Below are 22,224 nucleotides of genomic sequence, written 5' to 3'. Positions count from 1 at the left end.
AACAGAATATTATTTAGGGAAATGAAGAAGTATTCATTTCCCTAAAACATAATTTACTTATTTGGCTTCTTTTGCCTTTTTACGTTTTTCCCTTTCTTGGGCATCTATTACCGCAACGGCGGCCATATTTACAATTTCATCCACACTGGCGCCAAGCTGCATAATATGTACAGCTTTACGCAAACCAACCATAATTGGACCAATAGAATCGGCACCATTAAGTTCTTTAAGTAGTTTGTAAGTGATGTTAGCGGAGTCCAGATTTGGAAAAATAAGGGTATTTACCTTTCTACCCGCCAATTTTGAAAATGGAAACTTACTTTCATGAAGCTCTTTGTTCAATGCAAAATCTGTTTGAATTTCACCATCGACTACTAGGTTAGGGCAATTTTCATGTAACATTTTCACGGCCTCTTTTACCTTTCTTGCATTTGGATGTACAGATGACCCAAAGTTGGCATAGCTCAACATGGCCAAAACGGGATCAAAACCAAAGGTTGATGCTACATTTGCGGTCATTTGGGCAATATCTGCCAATTCTTCTGCATTGGGCTCTATGTTTATAGAGGTATCGGCCAAGAATAGAGGTCCCCTTTCCGTTATCATGATATTAACCGTGGCTACTTTTTTAACTCCCGTTGCCCGGCCTATAACTTCCAAAATTGGTTTTACCACTGTTGGGTAAGCCCTGGAATAACCCGATATCATACCATCGGCATCTCCTTCTAACACCATCATTGCGCCAAAATAATTGCGTTCCCGCATTTTTATCTTAGCACTATAAAACGTTACACCATTACGTTTACGGCTCTCCCAGTATTTAGTAGCATATCTAATATGGCGTTCATCAAACTCTTCTGACATAGGATCTATGATATCCAGATCGGCATCGAACTCCAACTCTTTTTTTAATTCTAGAATAATCTCTTTTCTACCCAGTAATATAGGTATAGCAATACCTTCTTCATGTACTATTTGGGCGGCTTTCAACACATCTAAATGGTCCGCTTCCGCAAAAACAATTTTTTTGGCATTGCTACGTGCCCTGCCATGCAATAACCGTACAACCTTATTATCGTTACCGGATCGTAACATTAATTCTTCTCTGTACTTGTCCCAATCCTGAATAGGAGCTTTTGCCACTCCACTTTCCATGGCCGCCTTAGCGACCGCTGGCGGTATCTCATAGATTAATCGTTGGTCAAACGGTTTTGGAATGATGTATTCCTTGCCAAATGCCAGTCTGGTTTCTCCATAAGCAATATTCACTTGCTCAGGAACAGGCTGTTTGGTAAGGTCTGCCAAAGCTTTTACGGCAGCCATCTTCATGTCTTCATTAATAGCGGTTGCCCTTACGTCCAATGCACCTCTAAAAATAAAAGGGAATCCTAAAACATTGTTCACTTGGTTAGGATGATCGGACCTTCCTGTAGCCATAATAATATCCTTACGGGTATCTATGGCCAAATTATAATCAATTTCGGGATCAGGATTCGCCATGGCAAATACAATAGGGTTTTCCGCCATAGAGTTCAACATCTCAGGAGAAACGATATTAGCTATGGACAAGCCCACAAAAACATCTGCATCTACCATTGCTTCCTCTAGGGTATCTATCTTTCTATCCGTGGCAAATTCCTTTTTGCTCTCAGAAAGATTGTCGGCATCTTTACGAATAACCCCCTTACTATCTAGCATGACAATATTTTCAGCTCGTGCACCAAATGCTTTGTACAACTTTGTACAGGACACCGCTGCGGCACCTGCGCCACTGATGACGATGCGAACTTCCTCCATTTTTTTATTGGCAAGTTCCAAGGCGTTCAATAAGGCTGCTGCAGAAATAATAGCGGTACCGTGCTGATCATCGTGCATAACGGGAATATCCAGCTCCTCTTTTAAACGGCGTTCAATTTCAAAAGCCTCCGGTGCCTTTATATCCTCTAGGTTAATACCCCCAAAGGTTGGAGCGATCATTTTTACAGTCTCTATAAACTTATCCACATCCTCCGTATCCACTTCAATATCTATTCCGTCTATATCCGCAAAAATCTTAAACAACAAACCTTTACCTTCCATTACAGGTTTGGATGCCTCCGGACCAATATTCCCCAATCCTAGAACTGCCGTACCATTAGAAATAATGGCCACCAAATTACCTTTAGAAGTATATTTATAAACGTTCTCCTTATCCTTTGCAATTTCCAAACATGGCTCCGCCACTCCGGGCGAATAGGCCAAAGCAAGATCTCGTTGTGTACTATATGGTTTTGTTGGAACTATTTTAATTTTCCCAGGCTGAGGCTTTGCATGGTAAATAAGTGCTTCCCTTCTGTGCTTTTCCTTGCTCATGTTCTATTATTTTATTCGTCAAATTTAAAGGTATTCTTTAAAAGAGCGAGAAAAGAACGTAGTTTTATAGAAAGAATAAAACTACGGTAATAAAGCCCATTAAAAAGGTAGAAAATCTATATTTCTACCGCATCTTTTGAATTTTTTACATTTAATCGCATTGCAAAAATTGCCGCAAGGACAAAGAAGGCACCCGCAAACAACATAGCATTAATGGCATTATTCCCTAATAAATACTTATAAATAGGACCAAAGGTCAACGTTTCTATACCCATAGGAATTACGATCATCATATTTAAAATTCCCATATAAACCCCACGACGTTCTTGAGGCACAACTTTGGATACCATGGTATAGGGTATACCCATCATTGCCGCCCAACCAATACCAAAAAGTACCATTGGGGCCAAAACTAATTTTGGGTCCGTGATAAAAGGTATTGAAAATAATGCAATAGCCGTTCCTACCAAGCTCAAAGCATAGACTTTTTTACCGCCATATTTTAGGGTTAGCGGAACTAGCGCCAAGGCAACGACCATGGTAACGATATTATAGGTCAAGCTCATTTGCGCCGATTGGGATGCCGCTTCACCTGTTGTATATCCTAATGTTAATTTAAATAAGGGAGTAGTATATTGCCAATATATAAAAAGTGCATACCACTGAAAAAGATAGACCGCGCCCAGTTTCCACATAAATTTTGGCATGATCTTTATTGAATGGGAAATTTCCTTAAAGGGCAATGCAATTCTTTCCATAATAGATTTCCCCTTAGCCTCATTTATTTCGGCCAGCTCTTCTGGGGATGGCGGAATTTCCGGTGTTTTAAGGACCGACCAAAGTATTGTAGTAATGGATAGTATTGCCCCTATATAGAAAGAGTAATACAACCAAGTTGGTATGGTACCAGCCACTTCTACAGAATCTCCACCGAATAAATATTGAAAAAGTACTATTGACCCGTTTGCCAATAGAATACCGGCCCCTACGAACAAACTTTGCATTTGATACCCTAAACTTAACTGCTTTTCAGGCAATTTATCCCCTACAAAGGCACGATAAGGCTCCATGGCCATATTATTCCCTACATCCAATATCCATAAAAGCCCCACTGCGAACCATAAAACCGGACTAGTTGGAAATGCGAACAAACACAAACTACCTAATATAGCTCCTATTAAAAAGTAAGGTTTACGACGACCCCAACGGTTAGACCAAGTTTTGTCTGACATGGCACCTATTATGGGCTGTATGATCAAACCTGTTACCGGTCCCGCAATATTTAATATAGGTAGCATTTCCTCCGGGGCACCTAAATATAAAAATATTGGATTTATGGCCGTTTGCTGAAGTCCAAAGCTATATTGGATTCCTAAAAACCCAACATTCATATTAAATATCTGCCAAAAACTTAAACTTGGTTTGCTAAAATTCATAATACTTTAATATTACTGCTATTTTCTAAGGTGAAACAATATAGCATTTTAAATAAACAGCAACCATATAAGTACACAAGAATTTTATAGATATATCAACGATAACGTTATAGTACATTCTACCCAACTATAATTACAACAGTTCCTGCACTTTATTATCTTCTGTATAAGTAATTTTAATATCCATTGTAGTTAAATCAATGAAAAGTGCAACCCATTCATTTTCCTTTTCCCACTTTATATTTAATATAGAAGATTCCGTAGGTATTAAATTGAACGTTCCATTAAACGCACTATGGCTATTACGTAGGAGCATCAATTTTTTAAAATTCTTAAAAAAGGGGGTTTTTATATGAGCATCTATTTCTTGAACATTATAGTAATGCCTATTAATATCCCTACCTACGTTGGTTTTGGCCAAAAGCTCCATGTCATTTTCCCCCGAAAAAAGACCTACATAATAAACTTGGGGAATACCAGGTACAAAAAACTGAATGGCCCTTGCCGCAAAATATGCGTTTTCATCTTTACCCAATGCTTCAAAATACGTGCAATTAACCTGGTATAAATCTAAGTTTGAAGCTGCTGCTCCAGTTGCCTTTCTACTTGTATTGCCGCTATTGGTGTGCATACGTTCTACAATATCGTCTAAGGTATTGTCATCTATAAGGCCTTTTTTTCCATTTTCCGATGCCACATCTATAATACCAATACCGTCATGTGTATCAAGTACCGTTATTGCGTTTCTTGGACTTATCTCCAACCAATTTTTTAAATTTTGGGCATTGGCATGGAACAAAGTATCCAAAACTAGGACCGGCAATGCAAAATCATATACAAAATCTACTTTTTTGGCTATTTCAATTTGGGTTTTGTAGAAAGAATGGATTTCCACAAGAACGGCGATACCCATTTTTTTAGCTTTTAATGTAAGTTCATCGATAAAAGAAAAAGTCTCGTCAATCATAAAACAGCTTGTACCCGCTTTTTTTATGGCATATCCCGCAGCATCTAACCTAATCATATTTACACCAGCTTTCTGGAACTCGTTTAAAATGCCCTCTAAATAAGCAACTCCTTTTGAAGAATACACATCAATATCTATTTGATTGGTAGTAAACGTAGTCCATATGATACGCTCCTCCCCATTATCCATTTTCATTTTGGAAAAAGGGTATCCTGGTCTGGGCCTATAAATTTCCAAAAGGTCTTTTTCCGTAGCCCCATTAGGAAACACTTTATCAAAGGTCAAGAAAAGTTCGGCATATTCAGATTGCTCCCCATGCTTTAAAAAATCCTGAAATTCAGACGACTTTGCAGACATATGGTTTACGATCAAATCTGCCATTACGTCTACCGATCCACTTAGGTTCTTTAGGTCGTTCCAATTTCCCAAACGTTCATCTATTTGCTTGTGGTCTATAGGGTCAAAACCGGCATCCTCCCCATCAATAGGATAATAAAACGGTAACAAATGCACACCACCGAACAGTTCTTTCAATTGATTCTGCAATAGCCCGTTTAAACCATTAATATTTTCACATCCTAACCTATCTACATAGGTAATTAATTGTACCTTATTATTCATTGGGAAATATTAAAATTGATCACCGATTAGCGTTTTTAAAAAGATTTTTTTCACTAACCGGAGGCCAATATAGTACTTAAAAGCTTAAAAAATAAGCAAGTATCATCATTAACCGGCTCCAAATAAATTTCAAACGTTTGCGTTGGATAAAAAAATTTAAAACATGAATTTTTAGTGTGATAAATATTAAAAACACCATTGAAATCAACTAAAAATAGCTACTCCGTGTTTTTCAAAAAATCTATATTACGTTGAAGTCCGGCAAATTTGGTTCTTTTCACTGCCGATTTTTTGAAGACTTTCTTAAATACATCCTCGGTTATTTCTTCCCAGTCCTTTTTGGACATGGACAACAAGTCTGGATGAGGATTAAACAATGGTTCTGAGTGAGGTTTGGAAAAACGGTTCCAAGGACAAACATCCTGGCAGACATCGCAACCAAATGCCCAATCGCCAAATGACCCTTTCACCTCTTGGGGCAGTTCATTTTTCAACTCTATAGTAAAATATGAAATACATTTACTACCGTCTACAACATAAGGTTCTACAATTGCCTGGGTAGGGCAGGCATCTAGGCACGCCGTACATGTTCCACAATGATCTGTAACCGCATGATCATATTCCAGCTCAATATCTACGATCAATTCCGCTATAAAATAAAAGGATCCAACCTGTTGGGTTAAAAGATTGCTGTTTTTACCGATCCATCCCAGTCCGCTTTTAGCCGCCCAAGCTTTATCCAAAACCGGGGCCGAGTCTACAAAAGCACGGCCATTAACCTCTCCAATTTCATTGGTAATGAATTCTTGTAAGGCTCTTAGTTTTGTTTTGATCACATGATGATAATCTTGACCATAGGCATATTTGGAGATTTTATAGGTGTCAGAAGTCTGGGTTTCTTCTGGATAATAATTGAGTAATAAGGAGATCACGCTCTTAGAGCCTTCTACCAACAACCTAGGATCTAACCGCTTGTCAAAATGGTTTTCCATATAGGTCATTTCACCATGCATATTTTTTTGCAACCATTTTTCAAGTCTTGGCGCTTCTTCCTCTAAAAATGTGGCCTTGGAAACCCCACATGATAAAAAACCGAGGCGTTTGGCTTCGGTCTTAATACTTTTTGTCCATTTACTTACTTTATCTATACTCAAAATAAACCTGGTTGAATTCCTCCTTTTATTCTACCAAGATGTCTATACGCAAGTTCAGTGACCTCACGCCCCCTTGGGGTACGCATAATAAATCCTTGTTGTATCAAAAAAGGTTCATACACCTCTTCTATGGTTTCCGCACTTTCAGAAACTGCGGTAGCCAAGGTTGTAATACCTACCGGCCCACCTTTAAACTTATCTATAATGGTGAGTAATATTTTATTATCCATTTCGTCCAATCCATGGGCATCTACGTTTAATGCCTTAAGTCCAAACTTGGAAATTTCCATATCTATGGTGCCGTTGCCTTTGATCTCGGCAAAATCTCTCACCCTTCTTAACAAAGCGTTGCAAATTCTAGGCGTACCCCTACTTCTACCAGCAATTTCTATGGCCGCATCATGAGAAATTGGCACCCGTAATATTTCTGCACTACGCTCAACTATTGTAGAAAGTAGTTCAGTTGAATAATACTGCAACCTACTTTGTATACCAAACCTTGCACGCATAGGTGCGGTCAATAATCCGGATCGTGTAGTTGCACCGATCAAGGTAAAAGGATTTAGATTAATTTGGACCGACCGTGCATTTGGTCCGGTCTCGATCATAATATCTATCCTAAAATCCTCCATTGCTGAATATAGATACTCCTCAACAATAGGGCTTAAACGATGAATTTCATCAATAAACAATACATCTCTTTCATCCAGATTGGTCAATAAGCCAGCCAAATCCCCTGGTTTGTCCAAAACAGGGCCAGAAGTTATCTTAATGCCCACACCCAACTCATTGGCCAAAATATTGGCCAAGGTGGTCTTACCAAGTCCAGGTGGTCCGTGAAACAGTGTATGATCCAAGGCCTCTCCCCTTCTGTTTGCCGCTTCCACAAAAACCTTTAGATTTTCAAGAACCTGTTCCTGACCGGTAAAATCATCAAAATTTACGGGCCTTAACGCTCTTTCTATGTCCAACTCTTCATTGGAGAAATTTTCCGAAGACGGGTCTAAATGCTCATTCATAACCTAACAAAGATAGACAAACCCCCATTAACTTGATAAGATAGTTGTCACCATCATCAGCTTTTTAAGATTCCATAAAGGAAGCCGAAAAAACTATCAGGAAATGTGCATAAAATTTGTAATTTCAACTTATGACTACAAAACAATATACTGCAGAAATTCTACAATACATTCCGGTTTTTTATATTATTTGGTCAGATGACCTACTGTCCGCCTCTGAAATCAACGTGGTAGAAAAGGCCATAGCCAATGATGATTCTTTAAATTCAGCCGATAAAAAGCAATTATATAAATGGTTAGATGTAAACAACCCGCCAAAGGATTCCTTGTTTAAATCATGGAAACAACTAATTACCAAAAGTGGTATTAAGTTAGTGGAACATGAGACCTATCCGTTGACCGTATTAAGTCAAAAAATAAGTGCGCATTATTTTCAGGACATTGAATTTAACGAACAAATTAAGCACATAGAAATCAATCTAGGAATACAACCAAACCATTACAACCATTTGTTTGAGGTACAGATTGATGTCAGTAAAAATCTTTCCCAGTATGATGCGGACAAAATAGACACCATATTAAAAGGGAAGCATGCCGAAGTCATCGATCAATTTAGATCAGTAATAAAAGACTCTTTATTTGATTGGGAAATTCACCGGGATAAAGAAGTTTTTAGAAATCATGTATTGAACCAAGTACAGTTTTTAGCGGAAAAAGGATATGGTGCAATGGCCTACCCCAAAGCCTATGGCGGCACGGATAATATGGAAGGCTATGCAACAATATTTGAAAACATGATGTATGTGGACGGAAGTTTAACCATTAAATTTGGCGTTCAGTTTGGCCTCTTTGGGGGGAGCATTCAAAAGTTAGGGACCAAAAAACACCATGACAAGTATTTAACCAAAACCGGAGAGGCGGAATTACTAGGCTGTTTTGCCATGACAGAAACGGGTCATGGATCAAATGTTAGGGGTATTAAAACCACAGCAACCTATGATAAAACCACAGAAACCTTTATCATACATACCCCGGGAAAAAATGATAACAAGGAATATATTGGTAATGCACTCCACTCAAAGATGGCTTCGGTTTTTGCACAATTGATCGTAGATGGAAAAAATGAAGGCGTACATGCCATTTTAGTACCCTTAAGAAACGAAAAACATGAACTGTTACCAGGCATCCGCATTGAGGACAATGGTTATAAGTTAGGCCTAAACGGGGTAGACAATGGTAAGATTTGGTTTAACCAAGTTTCCGTACCCAAAGAGAACCTTTTAAATAAGTATGGCACTATACTGGCCAATGGCAGCTATTACTCGGAAATTAAAAATCCCAACAAGCGTTTCTTTACCATGTTGGGAACATTGGTAGGCGGCAGAATTTGCGTTGCTAGAGCTGGCTTGGGTGGAGCAAAATATGCATTGACCGTGGCCATAAAGCACGCGTTAAAACGCAGACAGTTTAACGATAGCGTTAAAGTACAGGAAGATCTATTAATGGATTACCCGTCTCACCAATTACGATTGACGCCTCTTGTAGCAAGTGCCTATGTATACCATGTAACCCTAGACCATATGATGGCACTTTATTGTGACGATAGCCAAGAGGATAAAAGACAAGTGGAAACACAAGTGGCAGGGTTAAAATCCATTATAACATGGTATGCCAATGATACCATCCAAGAATGTAGGGAAGCTTGTGGAGGAAAGGGGTATCTATTGGAAAATAGAATTGCCGATTTAAAAGGTGATGTGGACATATTTACCACATTTGAAGGCGATAATAATGTATTGTTGCAATTAGCGGCCAAGGGCGTATTGTCCGATTTTAAAGCTGAATTCAACAGTGCCGGATTTTCATCCGTGCTTAAAATTTTAAGTAGTCAATTAAGCGATAAACTGGCTACTATAAATCCGTTATACACCAATAAAGTAGACAAGGATCATTTATATAATCCTAAATTTCACGTCCATGCCTTTGAGCACAGGACACGAAGACTAACCTACACTTTGGCAATGCGAATACGCAGTTATATTAAAAAAGGCATGCCGTCATATCAAGCCTTTTTAAAAGTACAGACCCATTTAATGAAGCTTGGAAAAGCGTATAGTGTAGAATTGGCCTACAAATCATTTATAGCACATAACACCCATATTGAGGACCCTGTCTACAAGGCCCTGTTTGATAAGCTGGGAACATTGTATGCCTTAAACGAGATACGAAACGATGCCTCGTGGTATTTGGAACAAGGATATATAGGAAGTACTAAAAGTAAAGCCATTAGACAGCGGGTAGAAAGGCTATGTACGGAATTAAGACCGCACATAAATGAACTGGTAGATGGTTTTGGTATTCCTGACCATTGCTTAACAGCGCCTATTGCTAATTAGCTAGTATCATATTAACTTAATTTTAACATAATGCCATTGATAAATTCAAAAAAAAAAAAGATACCTTACAAATGATTTAAGATTTTTACTACTAATTAAATACCAATCATTATGAAACGTTATTCTTTTTTATTACTAGGCGGCTTATTTATTACCTTAGTATCATTTTCAAGTTTTAATAATTATTCAACTACCAACGAAAGTGTGGACACTTTAAATAATATGGATATTGAAAAGCAAAAAGTCATTTTAACAGCATATTATACAGAACTTATAAAGAAGGAAATTGATAAACGTTTTGCAGAAAGTGAGGATGGATTAATCAATGAAATGGAGATGATTCAAAATTTAGCACTGCTGACCGAATATGGCTGCGCTTACACCAATGGTGATTGTACGACCGGACAAGTTTGTGGTGTTAGCCCGCTATGGGCTGAAAAAATGGGATATTCACATTTTAAATCCTATAATAGTGGTTTGTGCGAGGAAGTAGACCCTCCTATGCCTTAATCCCATTAAGTTTTTTCTCCAAAAAGACAATTTTGGCGTTAAATTTGTATTTAACGCCTTATTTATTTTATAAACTAGATAATTATGCCTTTTAAATTATATTTTGTTTTAATTAGCTTTATTTCAATTCAGTTAAGTGCTCAAAATAAAGTATTACATGTTGAATATGATTATTTTTTTAAAGATTACTATCCTGAAATAAGACTTATAGAATTAGTCAGCAACAATAAAGAGTCCTTATCAACGATCACAAAAACAATAATGTACAGGGCGTATGGGGCAATTGAAGCAAGTCCTAAAACTACATATGAATCTATTTTCAAAACACGTGATTCAATAATTTCCAAAGATATAGAAGTATTGGCCAAACAATATTTTATAAAAGAGCCATTTCCACAATTTAATTGGCAACTAACGGGCCAAACGAAAACCATATTAAATCAATTATGTCAAGAGGCCACTACTTCCTTTAGGGGGCGTAATTATATTGCTTATTTTACTTCTAAAATTCCTTTTAGGGCCGCCCCCTTAAAATTTAATGGCTTGCCCGGTGTGGTACTGGCCCTATACACAGATGATAATAAAATAGCTATAGAAGCCAAAAGTATAGCCATTAAAAATTTTAGCGGGCCTATTGCCTATCCTTTTACAGAAGGTAACGAAACAATTACTTGGGAAACTTTTGTTGAAAAATATAAACAATCCTGGGAAAAGCACAAGAACAAGGTTGGTAGTCAAATACAATCCATAGGAAGCTCCAATTCTATGACCATGGGGATACCAAAGGTAAGTCCCGGCCTAAGAATGGAAGTTATCGTTGAAGGAAATTAAGGTCAATACCCCTCCAATAATTTGGTTTTACAAATATGGTGAAATTAAGGAATTATCTTACCATCACATTTTTTTCATTGTTTTTAAGTATTGCCTTAGGACAAAAGGAAATTATGGTATCAGGTACGGTTACAAATGAACTTAATAAGCCAATACCCAATATAGATGTCTTATTAAAAACAAATGATAGCTTAAGTCTGGTTGTTGCATTCGCCATTACAGATGATTTTGGGAGGTTTAAAATAATACATCAAACCAATAGAAAAAGTCTTCTTCTAGCAACTTCATCCTTGGTTCATGAAACCTTGACCAAAAAGATTGTCATTGATAAAAACGCTCTTAAAATTTTTGAAAATTTTAAACTGAAAAATAGGGTTGAGGAACTTGAGGAAGTTGAAATTAGGGCGGCACCTAGAGTCATCGTAAAAAATGATACTACTAACTTTAATTTGGAAAAATTAACGGATGGTACGGAACGTGTGGTAGAAGAAATTTTACAAAAGCTACCTGGAGTAGTCATTGATAGTAGAGGTAGATTACAATTTAAGGGTAAAAATGTTAGCAATGTACTTCTTGATGGGGACAATTTATTCAATGGCAACTATACGGTAGGCACAAAAAGAATCAATGCAAGCCATATTAAAGGTATTGAAGCCATTGAAAATTTTGAAGAGAATTCCTTGTTGCAAGGGTTAAGCGAAAATGATATTGTCGCATTAAATTTAAAGTTTGGAAAAGGCGTATCACTATCTGGAGATGCAGAAACTTCTTATGCCAACGGAAATAGGTTTTCTGTAAATACAACTGCCATTACTGTTTCCAAACCGTTTAAAGCATTTGGCATTGCTTCGTTTAATTCTATCGGTAATGATTTGGAAAATTCAAATTTTGACGCTACAGAGTTTATAGATAAACTAAAGGAGCAACATTCCAATGGCTTGGATGCCCCTAGCTACGTAGGGGACAATTCTAATTTATTCCCAGAAAACAATAGTATTTCAAACAATGAATATTTTGGTAGCATAAACCTATTACCAAAATTATCGGATACCGAAACCCTTCGTCTTAATATTGACGCCCTTGCTGATCGGTCTCTAGAACAAAGAAGTCAACTCACTTTAATTGGAAATGGAGAGAATGACACCATACAGATAGAGGAAAGTAATAGTAATTTAATAAAACCCAACTACTTTAATTCTAGTATCTATTTTCAAAAATTTGCTTCTTCTTCAAAGTCTTGGACCACAAATATTAAATTTTCCAAACTTAGGAACGAAAGACAATTATTAGGTATACGTAATGAACAACAACAAGGTGAAAACACCATATTTAATGATGTGTTCGTTTCCAATAATTCTACATATACGCTAAGAATTGATGACACAAAAGCATTAAAATTAGAAGGTCTTTTTGCCTACAGTGAAAAACCTGAAGATCTAACTCTTTTTTCTGGAATAGATTTTAACACCTACTCCCCCATTTTGGGAAAAAGTAATACTCAAAGCTCATTCTCTAGAAAACAGCAAGTACGTTTGATAAGTAATTATTACCAAAAACTTAGCGAAAAAGACAAATTCAACTTAAAACTTAAAACTATTTATTTTAAAAATACCTTAAGGAGCACGTTATCCAATACGGACGGAAATACTGCATTTGAAAACGATATAGATTATGAGGTATTTGTTCCGGAAATTTCCGCTGAATATTTTTTAAAACTTTCAAATTTTAGTTTTAGACCAAGTATAAATTTAAAGTTATATACCTACAATTATACCGATGCCACATTATCAAGAAATCGTAATAATTCAGAAGGACTGATGGACGCCTATGTAAGATTTAATTACCATTTCGATAAAAGAAATAGTATATCATCACGATTGGAATATTTGAACGAGATTCCTAATGAAGAAAACCTCTATACCAATTTTATTTTACGCTCAAATAGAAGACTAGAAAAGAATGAACTCAACTTTGATAATCTTCGTTCAAGTACTGCCAGTATATATTACAACTATAATAATTTAATAAAAGATACCAATCTTAGTTTAGGTTTTAGATATAATAAACACAACAATACCTATCTCATAACCAATACTATCAACAGCAATTTAAATGTTATTATGAACATTGGGTTCAACAATAGTTCAGAAGATAGAATTTGGAGTTTTAATTTTAGCAAGTATATAAATCAATTACGCTCCACTATTCGCTTTAACTCCACTTACAATAATTCTAATTATGTAAACATTGTAAATGATTCGGAATTACGTTTTAACAAAATGGAATCTATAAATACACATTTAGCAATTGGAACATCTTTTATTGGAAAGTTTCTATTTGGCAATAACCTAACCTATACAAAAACAGATTTTTTCAACTATGTTGATGAAGGATTTAGTAACCAAGGAATCATTAATAAATTTAATGTAACCTATGTTCCAAAATCTAGTTTAAGGATTGTGAATAATTTAAATTACACGGTTCCAAATCTAAATAATGGAAGTAACAACACCTTAACACTTAATAGTTCTATATTACTAGAAAATAAGAAGAAAACTATTTCATATTCTTTAGAGGGCAGAAATTTACTCAATCAAAGTTTAATAGGCAATGTGAGAAATAACGACTTTTCTACAACAATAATAACTGAATCTTTGTTTGATAGACTTTTATTGTTTACAATTAATATTAAATATTAAAACATTAATCCTGACCATTGCTTAACAGCGCCCATTGCTAATTAGTTTTTTTCCTTCTCCAATCTTGATGTATCCAAGAAATCAATGATTTCTATACTGGCATCACCATAAAGTTTAGTTTTGGAAGAACCCTTTGCGCTAAGTTGAAACGTATTTAAAGCACGGATTTCAGCATCTGAAGAATCTTCGGTAGACAAGTAAACATCCCCTGCTTGAAGATCGGAGGCTTTTAGCGAACTACCGCCATATAATTTCGCATTTAAAACATCTGCTGTTCCCTCAACTTTTGCAGAAGCATTTTTATACATGTATATGGCATTATTTACACCTGTGGTATATAACTTAACATCAATGCGATCTTTTAGTGTTAGCGTTAAGGAATCGCTAGCTATATTAAAGTCACCTGAACTAATTTCTTCCATACTAATATCTACGACATCTGCAGTTGCATTAAGTTCCAATCTAGAAGTACCTGAAGTAACAACACGTAGTTGATCTGTTGATATGACATCTTTCATACTAATTTTTCCGTTTAGCATTTTAACCGAGGATAGTTCGGTAAAAAAAACGATGATTTCAAGTTTCTTTTTAGAAGTAATATTATAAAAACTGGAGATTTTTAATACACCATTATCAACATCAAATTTTAGTACATCGACCAAATTATCATCAATCACCAATGCGTAGCCTTCTTGTGAAGCTTTTTGGAGTACAATATCCAAATCATCCACAAGCTCAATAGCGGTAAAAGGTTGTACATCTTCCCGTAATTCTATGATATTCTTATTACCCTTTATTTTTGGTTTTCTTTGTCCAAATATTTGTAATCCTGTTAACAACAACAATACAACCAATAACTTCTTCATAATCCCTAGTGTTTAGTAAAATGGGAAGATATAGAATTTTATGCTACCATAAAATAACTAAATAATTTCAGCAATAAAAAAAGCCCAACTTTGATAAGTTGGGCTCTTTATAAAATATTTAATCGTCTAATGATTTAATTCTTCTTCATCCTGTTGTAATGGTATGTGTTGAGGAACATAATCCTGCCCAGGTAAAATATACTCACCATTTTCATCTACCTTACTATAATCATATGCCCATCTGTGTACTTCTGGAATAGGTCCGTCCCAGTTACCGTGAACATGTTTTTGCTCTGCAGTCCACTCCAAAGTATTGGATTTCCATGGATTCTTAGGTCCAATTTTACCGTAGAACATACTGTAGATAAAGTTACCTACAAAGATAAGCTGTGCTGCACCTGCTGTAATAGCGAATACAGTCATTAAAACTTGAATATCCGCTAATTCATCAAACATAGGAAAAGCAGTATTTTCATAATATCTTCTTGGTACACCTGCCATACCTACAAAGTGCATTGGGAAAAATACTCCGTACGCACATATTGCAGTTACCCAAAAGTGAACGTAACCTAAGTTCTTATTCATTAGTCTTCCTTCAAACATTTTAGGGAACCAGTGATATACACCGGCAAATAAACCATAAAGTGCAGAAATACCCATTACCAAATGGAAGTGAGCAACCACAAAATAGGTGTCATGTACATTAATATCCAATGTACTATCCCCTAAAATAATACCAGTAAGTCCACCAGTAATAAAAGTTGATACCAGGCCAATAGAAAACAACATGGCCGGATTCATCTGCAGATTACCTTTCCATAACGTGGTTATGTAGTTAAAGGACTTAACGGCAGATGGTATAGCAATCAATAATGTTGTAAAGGTAAATACCGAGCCTAAGAACGGATTCATACCTGATATAAACATATGGTGACCCCATACTATAGTAGAAAGAAATGCAATAGCAAGTATAGACGCTACCATGGCACGATATCCAAAAATAGGTTTACGCGCATTTGTTGACATTACTTCTGATGTAATACCCAAAGCAGGTAATAAAACAATATATACTTCTGGGTGACCCAGGAACCAGAATAAATGCTCAAACAAAACTGGCGAACCACCTTGATAATGCAAAACTTCACCTTGTATGAATATATCCGATAGGAAAAATGAAGTTCCAAAACCTCTATCCATTATCAATAAAAGTGCTGCTGACAATAATACCGGGAAAGATATAACACCAATAATGGCAGTAACAAAAAATGCCCAAATCGTCAAAGGTAACCTTGTCATGGACATACCTTTGGTTCTCATGTTGATTACCGTAACAATATAATTCAATGATCCCAATAATGATGAGGCGATAAAAATAGCCATTGAAGATAACCACAAGGTCATACCTAAACCTGAACCAGATTGTGCAGAAGGCAAGGCACTCAATGGAGGATAAATTGTCCATCCTGCCGCTGCAGGACCAGCTTCAACGAACAAGGATATTACCATGATAACACATGATACAAAGAACAACCAGAACGAAACCATATTCAAGAAGCCCGAAGCCATATCCCTAGCCCCTATTTGTAAAGGAATCAATAAATTACTGAAAGTACCACTTAAACCTGCTGTGAGTACAAAAAATACCATTATAGTACCGTGCATGGTTACCAATGCTAGATACACATCTGCATCCATAACCCCTTCTGGTGCCCATTTACCTAATAATGCTTCAAAAATTGGAAATGATTCACCAGGCCAAGCCAGTTGCATTCTAAACAACAAAGACATCGCTATACCTATAAAACCCATTATAAGTACACCAGTAATTAAATACTGTTTTGCGATCATCTTATGATCCATACTAAAGATATACTTTGTTACAAAAGTTTCTTTATGATGATGTCCGTGATCTTCGTGTGCGTGACCCTCTACATGTGCTGTTGCTGACATAATCGTAATCTTAGTTTTATTAATTTTCTTATTATAGCTTAATTATTATAGATCAGGAAATGTATCTCTAATCTACCGATGCCGTTTCTACCACATTAAATGCCGTGTTAGTATCATCTTTCATTACCGTCTCGGCAAAGGTTGACTGGCTTTCCATCCAAGCATTATACTCTTCCTCTGTCTCTACAATAATCTTCATTTGCATGTTGTAATGCGACTTACCACAGATTTTATTACAAAGCAAGACATAATCAAATTGCCAAGGGTCTAATGTTTCTTCGCCACTGGCTGATTTTTGTGCCCTAAGCTTATTTGTTCGTTTAACTTTGGACATAACCTCTGGGTTTACCCTCATTTCCTCCGTCGTATAAATAGGAGTAAAAGAGAATTCCGTAATCATACCGGGTACACAGTTCATTTGTGCCCTAAAGTGAGGCATATAGGCAGAATGTAGCACATCCTGAGAACGCATTTTAAAATTAACCTTTCTACCTACAGGTAAATGCAATTCCTTAACAATAACATCATCATGTGAATACGTATCACCCTCATCCAAACCAAGAACGTTGGCCTTATCAATATCAATCATCCTAACATTGGCACCACCTAACACATTGTCTGCGCCTCCATATCTAGCGGTCCAGTTAAATTGTTGTGCGTAAAGCTCAACAATTAATGGATCATCTTCATCGTTTACATCCATTATCGATGTCCAAGTGTATAAGCCCCATAAAATTAAACCCGCCAATACTATTACAGGAATAATGGTCCATATAAATTCAAGACGGTCATTATCTGCATAAAACAATGCTTTTTGACCTTCTCTACCTCTATACTTATAACCAAAATAATGCAATAAGGCCTGAGTAATTGTCTGTACGATAAAGATTATTATGAACGATACAAGCATTAAATAATCATACTCCTCTCCATGGGCAGATGCTGCTTCCGGTAATAAAAACTTGCTATATTTCCAGAAACTGAATATCGTTATACCATAAATGAATATCAAAAAGCCGAATAACATGTACCCATTATTCTTATTATCGCTATCCGTAGCAATTTGAGTTTGTGCAGTTTTAAGCTGTGATAATTCAAATATTTTAGTCAACTGCCAAATGGCAATGGCTACAAGTACAAGAACAGCTAAAGTCAATAATGTCGTCATTGTGTATATAAATATTATACTTTACTTATCTATTAATAATGAAAGTGCTTACTTTCCTCGATAAAAGGATTGCGTTTAGGTTGTAACGGTGCAGTAGCCAAAGCCCTGAACACCCAGAAAATAAATAAACCGGCAAAGAACAGCACCGAACCTATTTCCGGAATACCAATAAACCATTGGTCGCCCACAGTGGATGGCATAATCGCGTTAAAAATATCCATATAGTGACCTGCCAATATTACAATACCCGTTAATACAACAAACCAGTTTATTCTCTTATAATCACTGTTCATCAATAACAAAACAGGGAACAAAAAGTTCATAGCTATCATACCGAAGAATGGCAATTTATAGTCCGATATACGAGTTACATAATACGTAACCTCCTCTGGAATATTGGAATACCAAATCAACATAAATTGTGAAAACCAAAGGTAGGTCCAAAATACACTGATACCGAACATGAATTTGGCCAAATCATGGATATGACTATCATTAACATCTGGCAAAAGACCTTTGGATTTAAGATATATGGTAACCATGGCGATAACGGTAATACCAGATACAAACATACTGGCAAAAATATACCAACCAAATAGTGTACTGAACCAATGTGGTTCTACACTCATAATCCAATCCCAAGACATAATCGATTCAGAGATTAGATAGAATACCAAAAAGGCAGCAGATATTCTAAAATTCAATTTAAAATTAGAATTATCATCAGATTCATCCTGTGCTAAGGAAAGTCTTCTTGAATACTCTCTATACCCGATCCAACCTGCTAAGAAAATAGCAGCCCTTATCAAGAAAAATGTAGGATTTAAATAACCCGCTTTACCCTGTAACAAATGATCATGGGCAACCACATCCGCATCCATCCATATAAAAAGATGGTTCATATGCAGTACAGAAAGTAACAGTATTACAAACACAATAATTCCACCAGGAACAAGATACGCGGTAATACCCTCCATTACCCTAAACAATAAAGGTGACCAACCAGCTTGTGCAGCTCTTTGTATGGCATAAAAAGCCAAGACACCTAAAGATATCATCATAAAAAAGAAAGCTGCCACATATAATGCCGCCCAAGGTCTATTCTTTAACTGGTCTAACAAGTGCTGATCATGTGAAGCATCATGTTCCTCACCATGTTCATTGGCAACTGCATGATCATTTTCCGTATTGGCATGAGAAGCTTCCGCCGAGTGAGAGTCTCCATGACCGTCATCATGACTTGCCACCATTTCTTTCGCCTCTTCTATACTTCCTGGAGCCATTACAAATCCTCCAACAATTCCTAACGCACCAACGATCATTAGAATAATGGAAGCTATTTTAAGTCTATTTGAAAACGTATACATAGTATTGTTTACCTATTATTTGGTTAAATCTTGTTTCAATTGCATTACATATTCAGATACTTGCCACATTTCCTCAGTATTCATTTGAGAAGCATATGACCCCATTGAATTCAATCCATAATGAATTGTATAATAGGTTGTACCAACCGTAACGTTTCTTACTGGATCTGCATAACTAGGAACACCCAATATTTTTTCTCTTTTCACCAAAGTTCCTTGACCGTCCCCTTTATCACCATGACAAATGGCACAATAGATAGTATATAATTGACCACCTTTAGCCAAATTTTCTTCAGAATTAATAGAATCTAATGGGCTGGCCTGTAATCTAGCCAATTCCTTACCCTCTGGAGAATTTTCTATTTCATAAGGCAACCAACCACGGTTTACCGTGTTTGCCGGTGGCACCAATGCCTCTGATTGGTTAGGTAAAATAGCTGCCTCACCATAGGTTTCATATCCTACAGATTCATACATATTTGGCATATATTGATAGTTCCTTACACTTTTATCGTGACAAGATGTTGCCAATACAACCAAAACGAATACTAATATTATACTCTTAAAACTGTTCATATTTAATGACTGTTTTTTTCTGATATATTGATTTCAACAGCACCGGTCTGCATCAATAAATCTTTTAATTCTTGCTCATTATCATGGATTTCAATTTCCATAAGAAAGTGATCATCCGTAGTTCTAACATCTGGGTTTTCCGCTTCTTTAAACGGCCATAATCTACTCCTTAGATAAAAAGTGATAACCATTAAGTGTGCTGCAAAAAACACCGTTAACTCGAACATAATAGGTACAAAAGCCGGCATGTTCTCAATGTAGCTGAAACTAGGTTTACCCCCTATATCCTGCGGCCAGTCCTCTATCATGATAAAATTCATCATTAGAACGGCAACCGTTAAACCTACACACCCATATAAAAAGGATGTTATAGCTATTCTAGTAGGCGCCAAGCCCATTGCTTTATCCAATCCGTGTACAGGAAAAGGACAATATACTTCTTCTATATGATGTTTTGCTGCCTTAACCTTCTTAACGGCATGCATTAAAACATCATCATCATCGTAAAAAGCATGTATAACTTTAGATGCCATATTTATCTTTTGTTATTTAATAAAATTGCTGCTTGACCTGCCCAATCATCACGCTGTGCCCTTCCAGGGAAAGATCCAGTAATGGAGTCTAACAAATTGTATTCACGTTCAGTCATTCTGGCCACTTGGGCAAAGGTATAAATCCCTATTTCGTTCAAGGTAGCTTCCATTTGAGGACCAATACCTTTTACTTTTTTAAGATCATCGGCTTGCTCGGTAGTCGAGTCAAATGTACCCACCGCACTTAATAAGTCAGATACACCAACCTTATCTCCCACAGTTGGTACAACTTCTCCCATAAGAACATCATCGGTAATTGGCTCTTGCACCTCACTCTTCATAGGAGTTATCGTATATAACGGTTTACCCGCATCCCTTAAGGTTTTGTACTTCTCACCAGATGATTTTAAGATAGATTTTACTTCAGCCTGCGCAATTACCGGGAATGTTCTAGAATATAACAAGAACAATACAAAGAAGAAACCTATGGTACCAATGAATATTCCTATATCAACAAATGTTGGCGAGAACATTGTCCATGAAGATGGCAAGTAATCCCTGTGCAACGATGTTACGATAATTACAAATCTTTCAAACCACATACCAATGTTCACAACAATTGAAATAAAGAAAGAGAACATAATACTGGTTCTTAATTTCTTGAACCACATAAACTGTGGAGAGAACACGTTACAAGTCATCATTGACCAGTACGCCCACCAATAAGGTCCTGTTGCTCTATTTAAGAAGGCGTACTGCTCATATTCAACACCCGAGTACCAAGCCATGAACAACTCTGTGATATAAGCACAACCTACAATTGAACCCGTTAACATGATAACTATGTTCATTAGCTCAATGTGCTGAACCGTAATATAATTTTCTAAGTGGCACACTTTTCTCATGATAATCAACAGTGTATTCACCATTGCGAAACCAGAGAAGATTGCACCCGCAACAAAGTACGGAGGAAAAATGGTCGTATGCCATCCTGGTATTACAGAAGTAGCAAAGTCAAACGATACAATGGTATGTACAGAAAGTACCAGTGGAGTTGCCAAACCTGCAAGTACCAAGGATACTTCTTCAAAACGTTGCCAATCTTTGGCACGACCACTCCATCCAAAACTTAACAAGCTGTATATTTTCTTCTGGAAAGGCAACACCGCTCTATCACGGATCATTGCAAAATCTGGAAGTAAACCTGTCCACCAGAAAACCAATGATACAGATAGATATGTTGATATCGCGAATACATCCCAAAGAAGTGGTGAATTAAAGTTTACCCACAAGGAACCAAATTGATTCGGTATTGGAAGTACCCAATATGCCAACCATGGACGGCCCATGTGAATAATTGGAAACAACCCTGCTTGAACAACCGAGAAAATGGTCATTGCTTCAGCCGATCGGTTAATTGCCATTCTCCATTTTTGACGGAACAATAAAAGTACCGCAGAAATAAGTGTTCCGGCATGACCGATACCTACCCACCAAACGAAGTTGGTAATATCCCAAGCCCAGTTTACAGATTTGTTAAGACCCCATGTACCGATACCGGTAGAGACCGTGTAAATAATACAACCTACTCCCCAAAGAAATGCCACCAAGGCAATGGAAAAAACTATCCACCAATGCTTATTTGCCCTTCCTTCAACAGGTGCAGCTATATCCACAGTTACATCGTGGTAACCTTTGTCTCCAGTTACAAGGGGTTTACGTATAGGTGCTTCGTAATGCGACGCCATAGACTTTTGTTATAATTACTTTCTAGTATTT

General features: G+C 36.7%; 16 protein-coding genes. 4 read left to right on the top strand and 12 right to left on the bottom strand.

Going from position 1 to position 22,224, the window contains the following annotated elements; translation table 11 throughout:
- Nucleotides 1-57: 57 nt before the first annotated feature.
- The 5 genes from ABVM52_RS10930 to ruvB all read right to left on the bottom strand — a co-directional run bounded on the left by ABVM52_RS10930 (nt 58) and on the right by ruvB (nt 7,549).
- The gene (locus ABVM52_RS10930) at nt 58-2,352 is read right to left on the bottom strand and encodes an NADP-dependent malic enzyme (protein WP_405380415.1); all 2,295 of its coding nucleotides are present in this window, start codon (nt 2,350-2,352) and stop codon (nt 58-60) included.
- Nucleotides 2,353-2,468: 116 nt separating this feature from the next.
- Nucleotides 2,469-3,788, bottom strand: coding sequence for an MFS transporter (locus ABVM52_RS10925; protein WP_405380413.1), 1,320 nt, complete (start codon nt 3,786-3,788; stop codon nt 2,469-2,471).
- A gap of 133 nt (nt 3,789-3,921) precedes the next feature.
- Complete coding sequence (gene gtfA, locus ABVM52_RS10920; RefSeq protein WP_405380411.1) at nt 3,922-5,376, bottom strand: sucrose phosphorylase; 1,455 nt, start codon at nt 5,374-5,376, stop codon at nt 3,922-3,924.
- Nucleotides 5,377-5,594: 218 nt separating this feature from the next.
- Nucleotides 5,595-6,524 (bottom strand): tRNA epoxyqueuosine(34) reductase QueG, encoded by a 930-nt coding sequence (gene queG, locus ABVM52_RS10915; RefSeq protein ID WP_405385119.1) that lies wholly within the window; start codon nt 6,522-6,524, stop codon nt 5,595-5,597.
- A 2-nt stretch (nt 6,525-6,526) separates the two neighbouring features.
- Nucleotides 6,527-7,549 carry a Holliday junction branch migration DNA helicase RuvB gene (ruvB, locus tag ABVM52_RS10910; protein WP_405380409.1) on the bottom strand — a complete coding sequence of 341 codons (1,023 nt, stop codon included), beginning with the start codon at nt 7,547-7,549 and terminating at the stop codon, nt 6,527-6,529.
- 131 nt (nt 7,550-7,680) lie between these two features.
- On the opposite strand from ruvB, the gene ABVM52_RS10905 reads away from it, so the two are divergent.
- The 4 genes from ABVM52_RS10905 (at nt 7,681) to ABVM52_RS10890 (ending at nt 13,985) form a co-directional block, all read left to right on the top strand.
- Nucleotides 7,681-9,945, top strand: coding sequence for an acyl-CoA dehydrogenase (locus ABVM52_RS10905; protein ID WP_405380407.1), 2,265 nt, complete (start codon nt 7,681-7,683; stop codon nt 9,943-9,945).
- A 111-nt stretch (nt 9,946-10,056) separates the two neighbouring features.
- A complete protein-coding gene (locus ABVM52_RS10900) occupies nt 10,057-10,455 on the top strand; it encodes a hypothetical protein (protein ID WP_405380405.1) in 399 nt (132 codons plus the stop codon).
- A gap of 84 nt (nt 10,456-10,539) precedes the next feature.
- On the top strand, nt 10,540-11,286 hold the full coding sequence (locus tag ABVM52_RS10895; RefSeq protein ID WP_405380403.1) for a GLPGLI family protein: 747 nt from the start codon (nt 10,540-10,542) through the stop codon (nt 11,284-11,286).
- 35 nt (nt 11,287-11,321) lie between these two features.
- Nucleotides 11,322-13,985, top strand: a complete 2,664-nt coding sequence (locus tag ABVM52_RS10890) for a hypothetical protein (RefSeq protein ID WP_405380401.1) — start codon at nt 11,322-11,324, stop codon at nt 13,983-13,985.
- Between the two features lie 41 nt (nt 13,986-14,026).
- Here ABVM52_RS10890 and ABVM52_RS10885 read toward each other — a convergent pair whose 3' ends face one another.
- From ABVM52_RS10885 to nrfD, 7 genes are all read right to left on the bottom strand, one after another.
- Nucleotides 14,027-14,851, bottom strand: coding sequence for a GIN domain-containing protein (locus ABVM52_RS10885; RefSeq protein WP_405380399.1), 825 nt, complete (start codon nt 14,849-14,851; stop codon nt 14,027-14,029).
- Nucleotides 14,852-14,977: 126 nt separating this feature from the next.
- Nucleotides 14,978-16,801, bottom strand: a complete 1,824-nt coding sequence (locus ABVM52_RS10880) for a cbb3-type cytochrome c oxidase subunit I (protein ID WP_405380397.1) — start codon at nt 16,799-16,801, stop codon at nt 14,978-14,980.
- Nucleotides 16,802-16,868: 67 nt separating this feature from the next.
- A complete protein-coding gene (locus ABVM52_RS10875) occupies nt 16,869-17,969 on the bottom strand; it encodes a cytochrome c oxidase subunit II (protein ID WP_405380395.1) in 1,101 nt (366 codons plus the stop codon).
- A gap of 32 nt (nt 17,970-18,001) precedes the next feature.
- Complete coding sequence (locus tag ABVM52_RS10870) at nt 18,002-19,336, bottom strand: quinol:cytochrome C oxidoreductase (protein WP_405380393.1); 1,335 nt, start codon at nt 19,334-19,336, stop codon at nt 18,002-18,004.
- 15 nt (nt 19,337-19,351) lie between these two features.
- Nucleotides 19,352-19,912 (bottom strand): c-type cytochrome, encoded by a 561-nt coding sequence (locus ABVM52_RS10865; RefSeq protein WP_405380391.1) that lies wholly within the window; start codon nt 19,910-19,912, stop codon nt 19,352-19,354.
- A 2-nt stretch (nt 19,913-19,914) separates the two neighbouring features.
- Nucleotides 19,915-20,445 (bottom strand): DUF3341 domain-containing protein, encoded by a 531-nt coding sequence (locus ABVM52_RS10860; RefSeq protein ID WP_405380389.1) that lies wholly within the window; start codon nt 20,443-20,445, stop codon nt 19,915-19,917.
- Between the two features lie 2 nt (nt 20,446-20,447).
- The gene (gene nrfD / locus ABVM52_RS10855; RefSeq protein WP_405380387.1) at nt 20,448-22,193 is read right to left on the bottom strand and encodes an NrfD/PsrC family molybdoenzyme membrane anchor subunit; all 1,746 of its coding nucleotides are present in this window, start codon (nt 22,191-22,193) and stop codon (nt 20,448-20,450) included.
- Nucleotides 22,194-22,224 lie beyond the last annotated feature (31 nt).

It is taken from the genome of Maribacter sp. LLG6340-A2 (assembly GCF_045057105.1).
In the GTDB taxonomy this organism is placed as follows: domain Bacteria; phylum Bacteroidota; class Bacteroidia; order Flavobacteriales; family Flavobacteriaceae; genus Maribacter.
The sequence above is the reverse complement of the archived record's forward strand: the minus strand, read 5'-3'. Positions and strand labels throughout refer to the sequence as shown.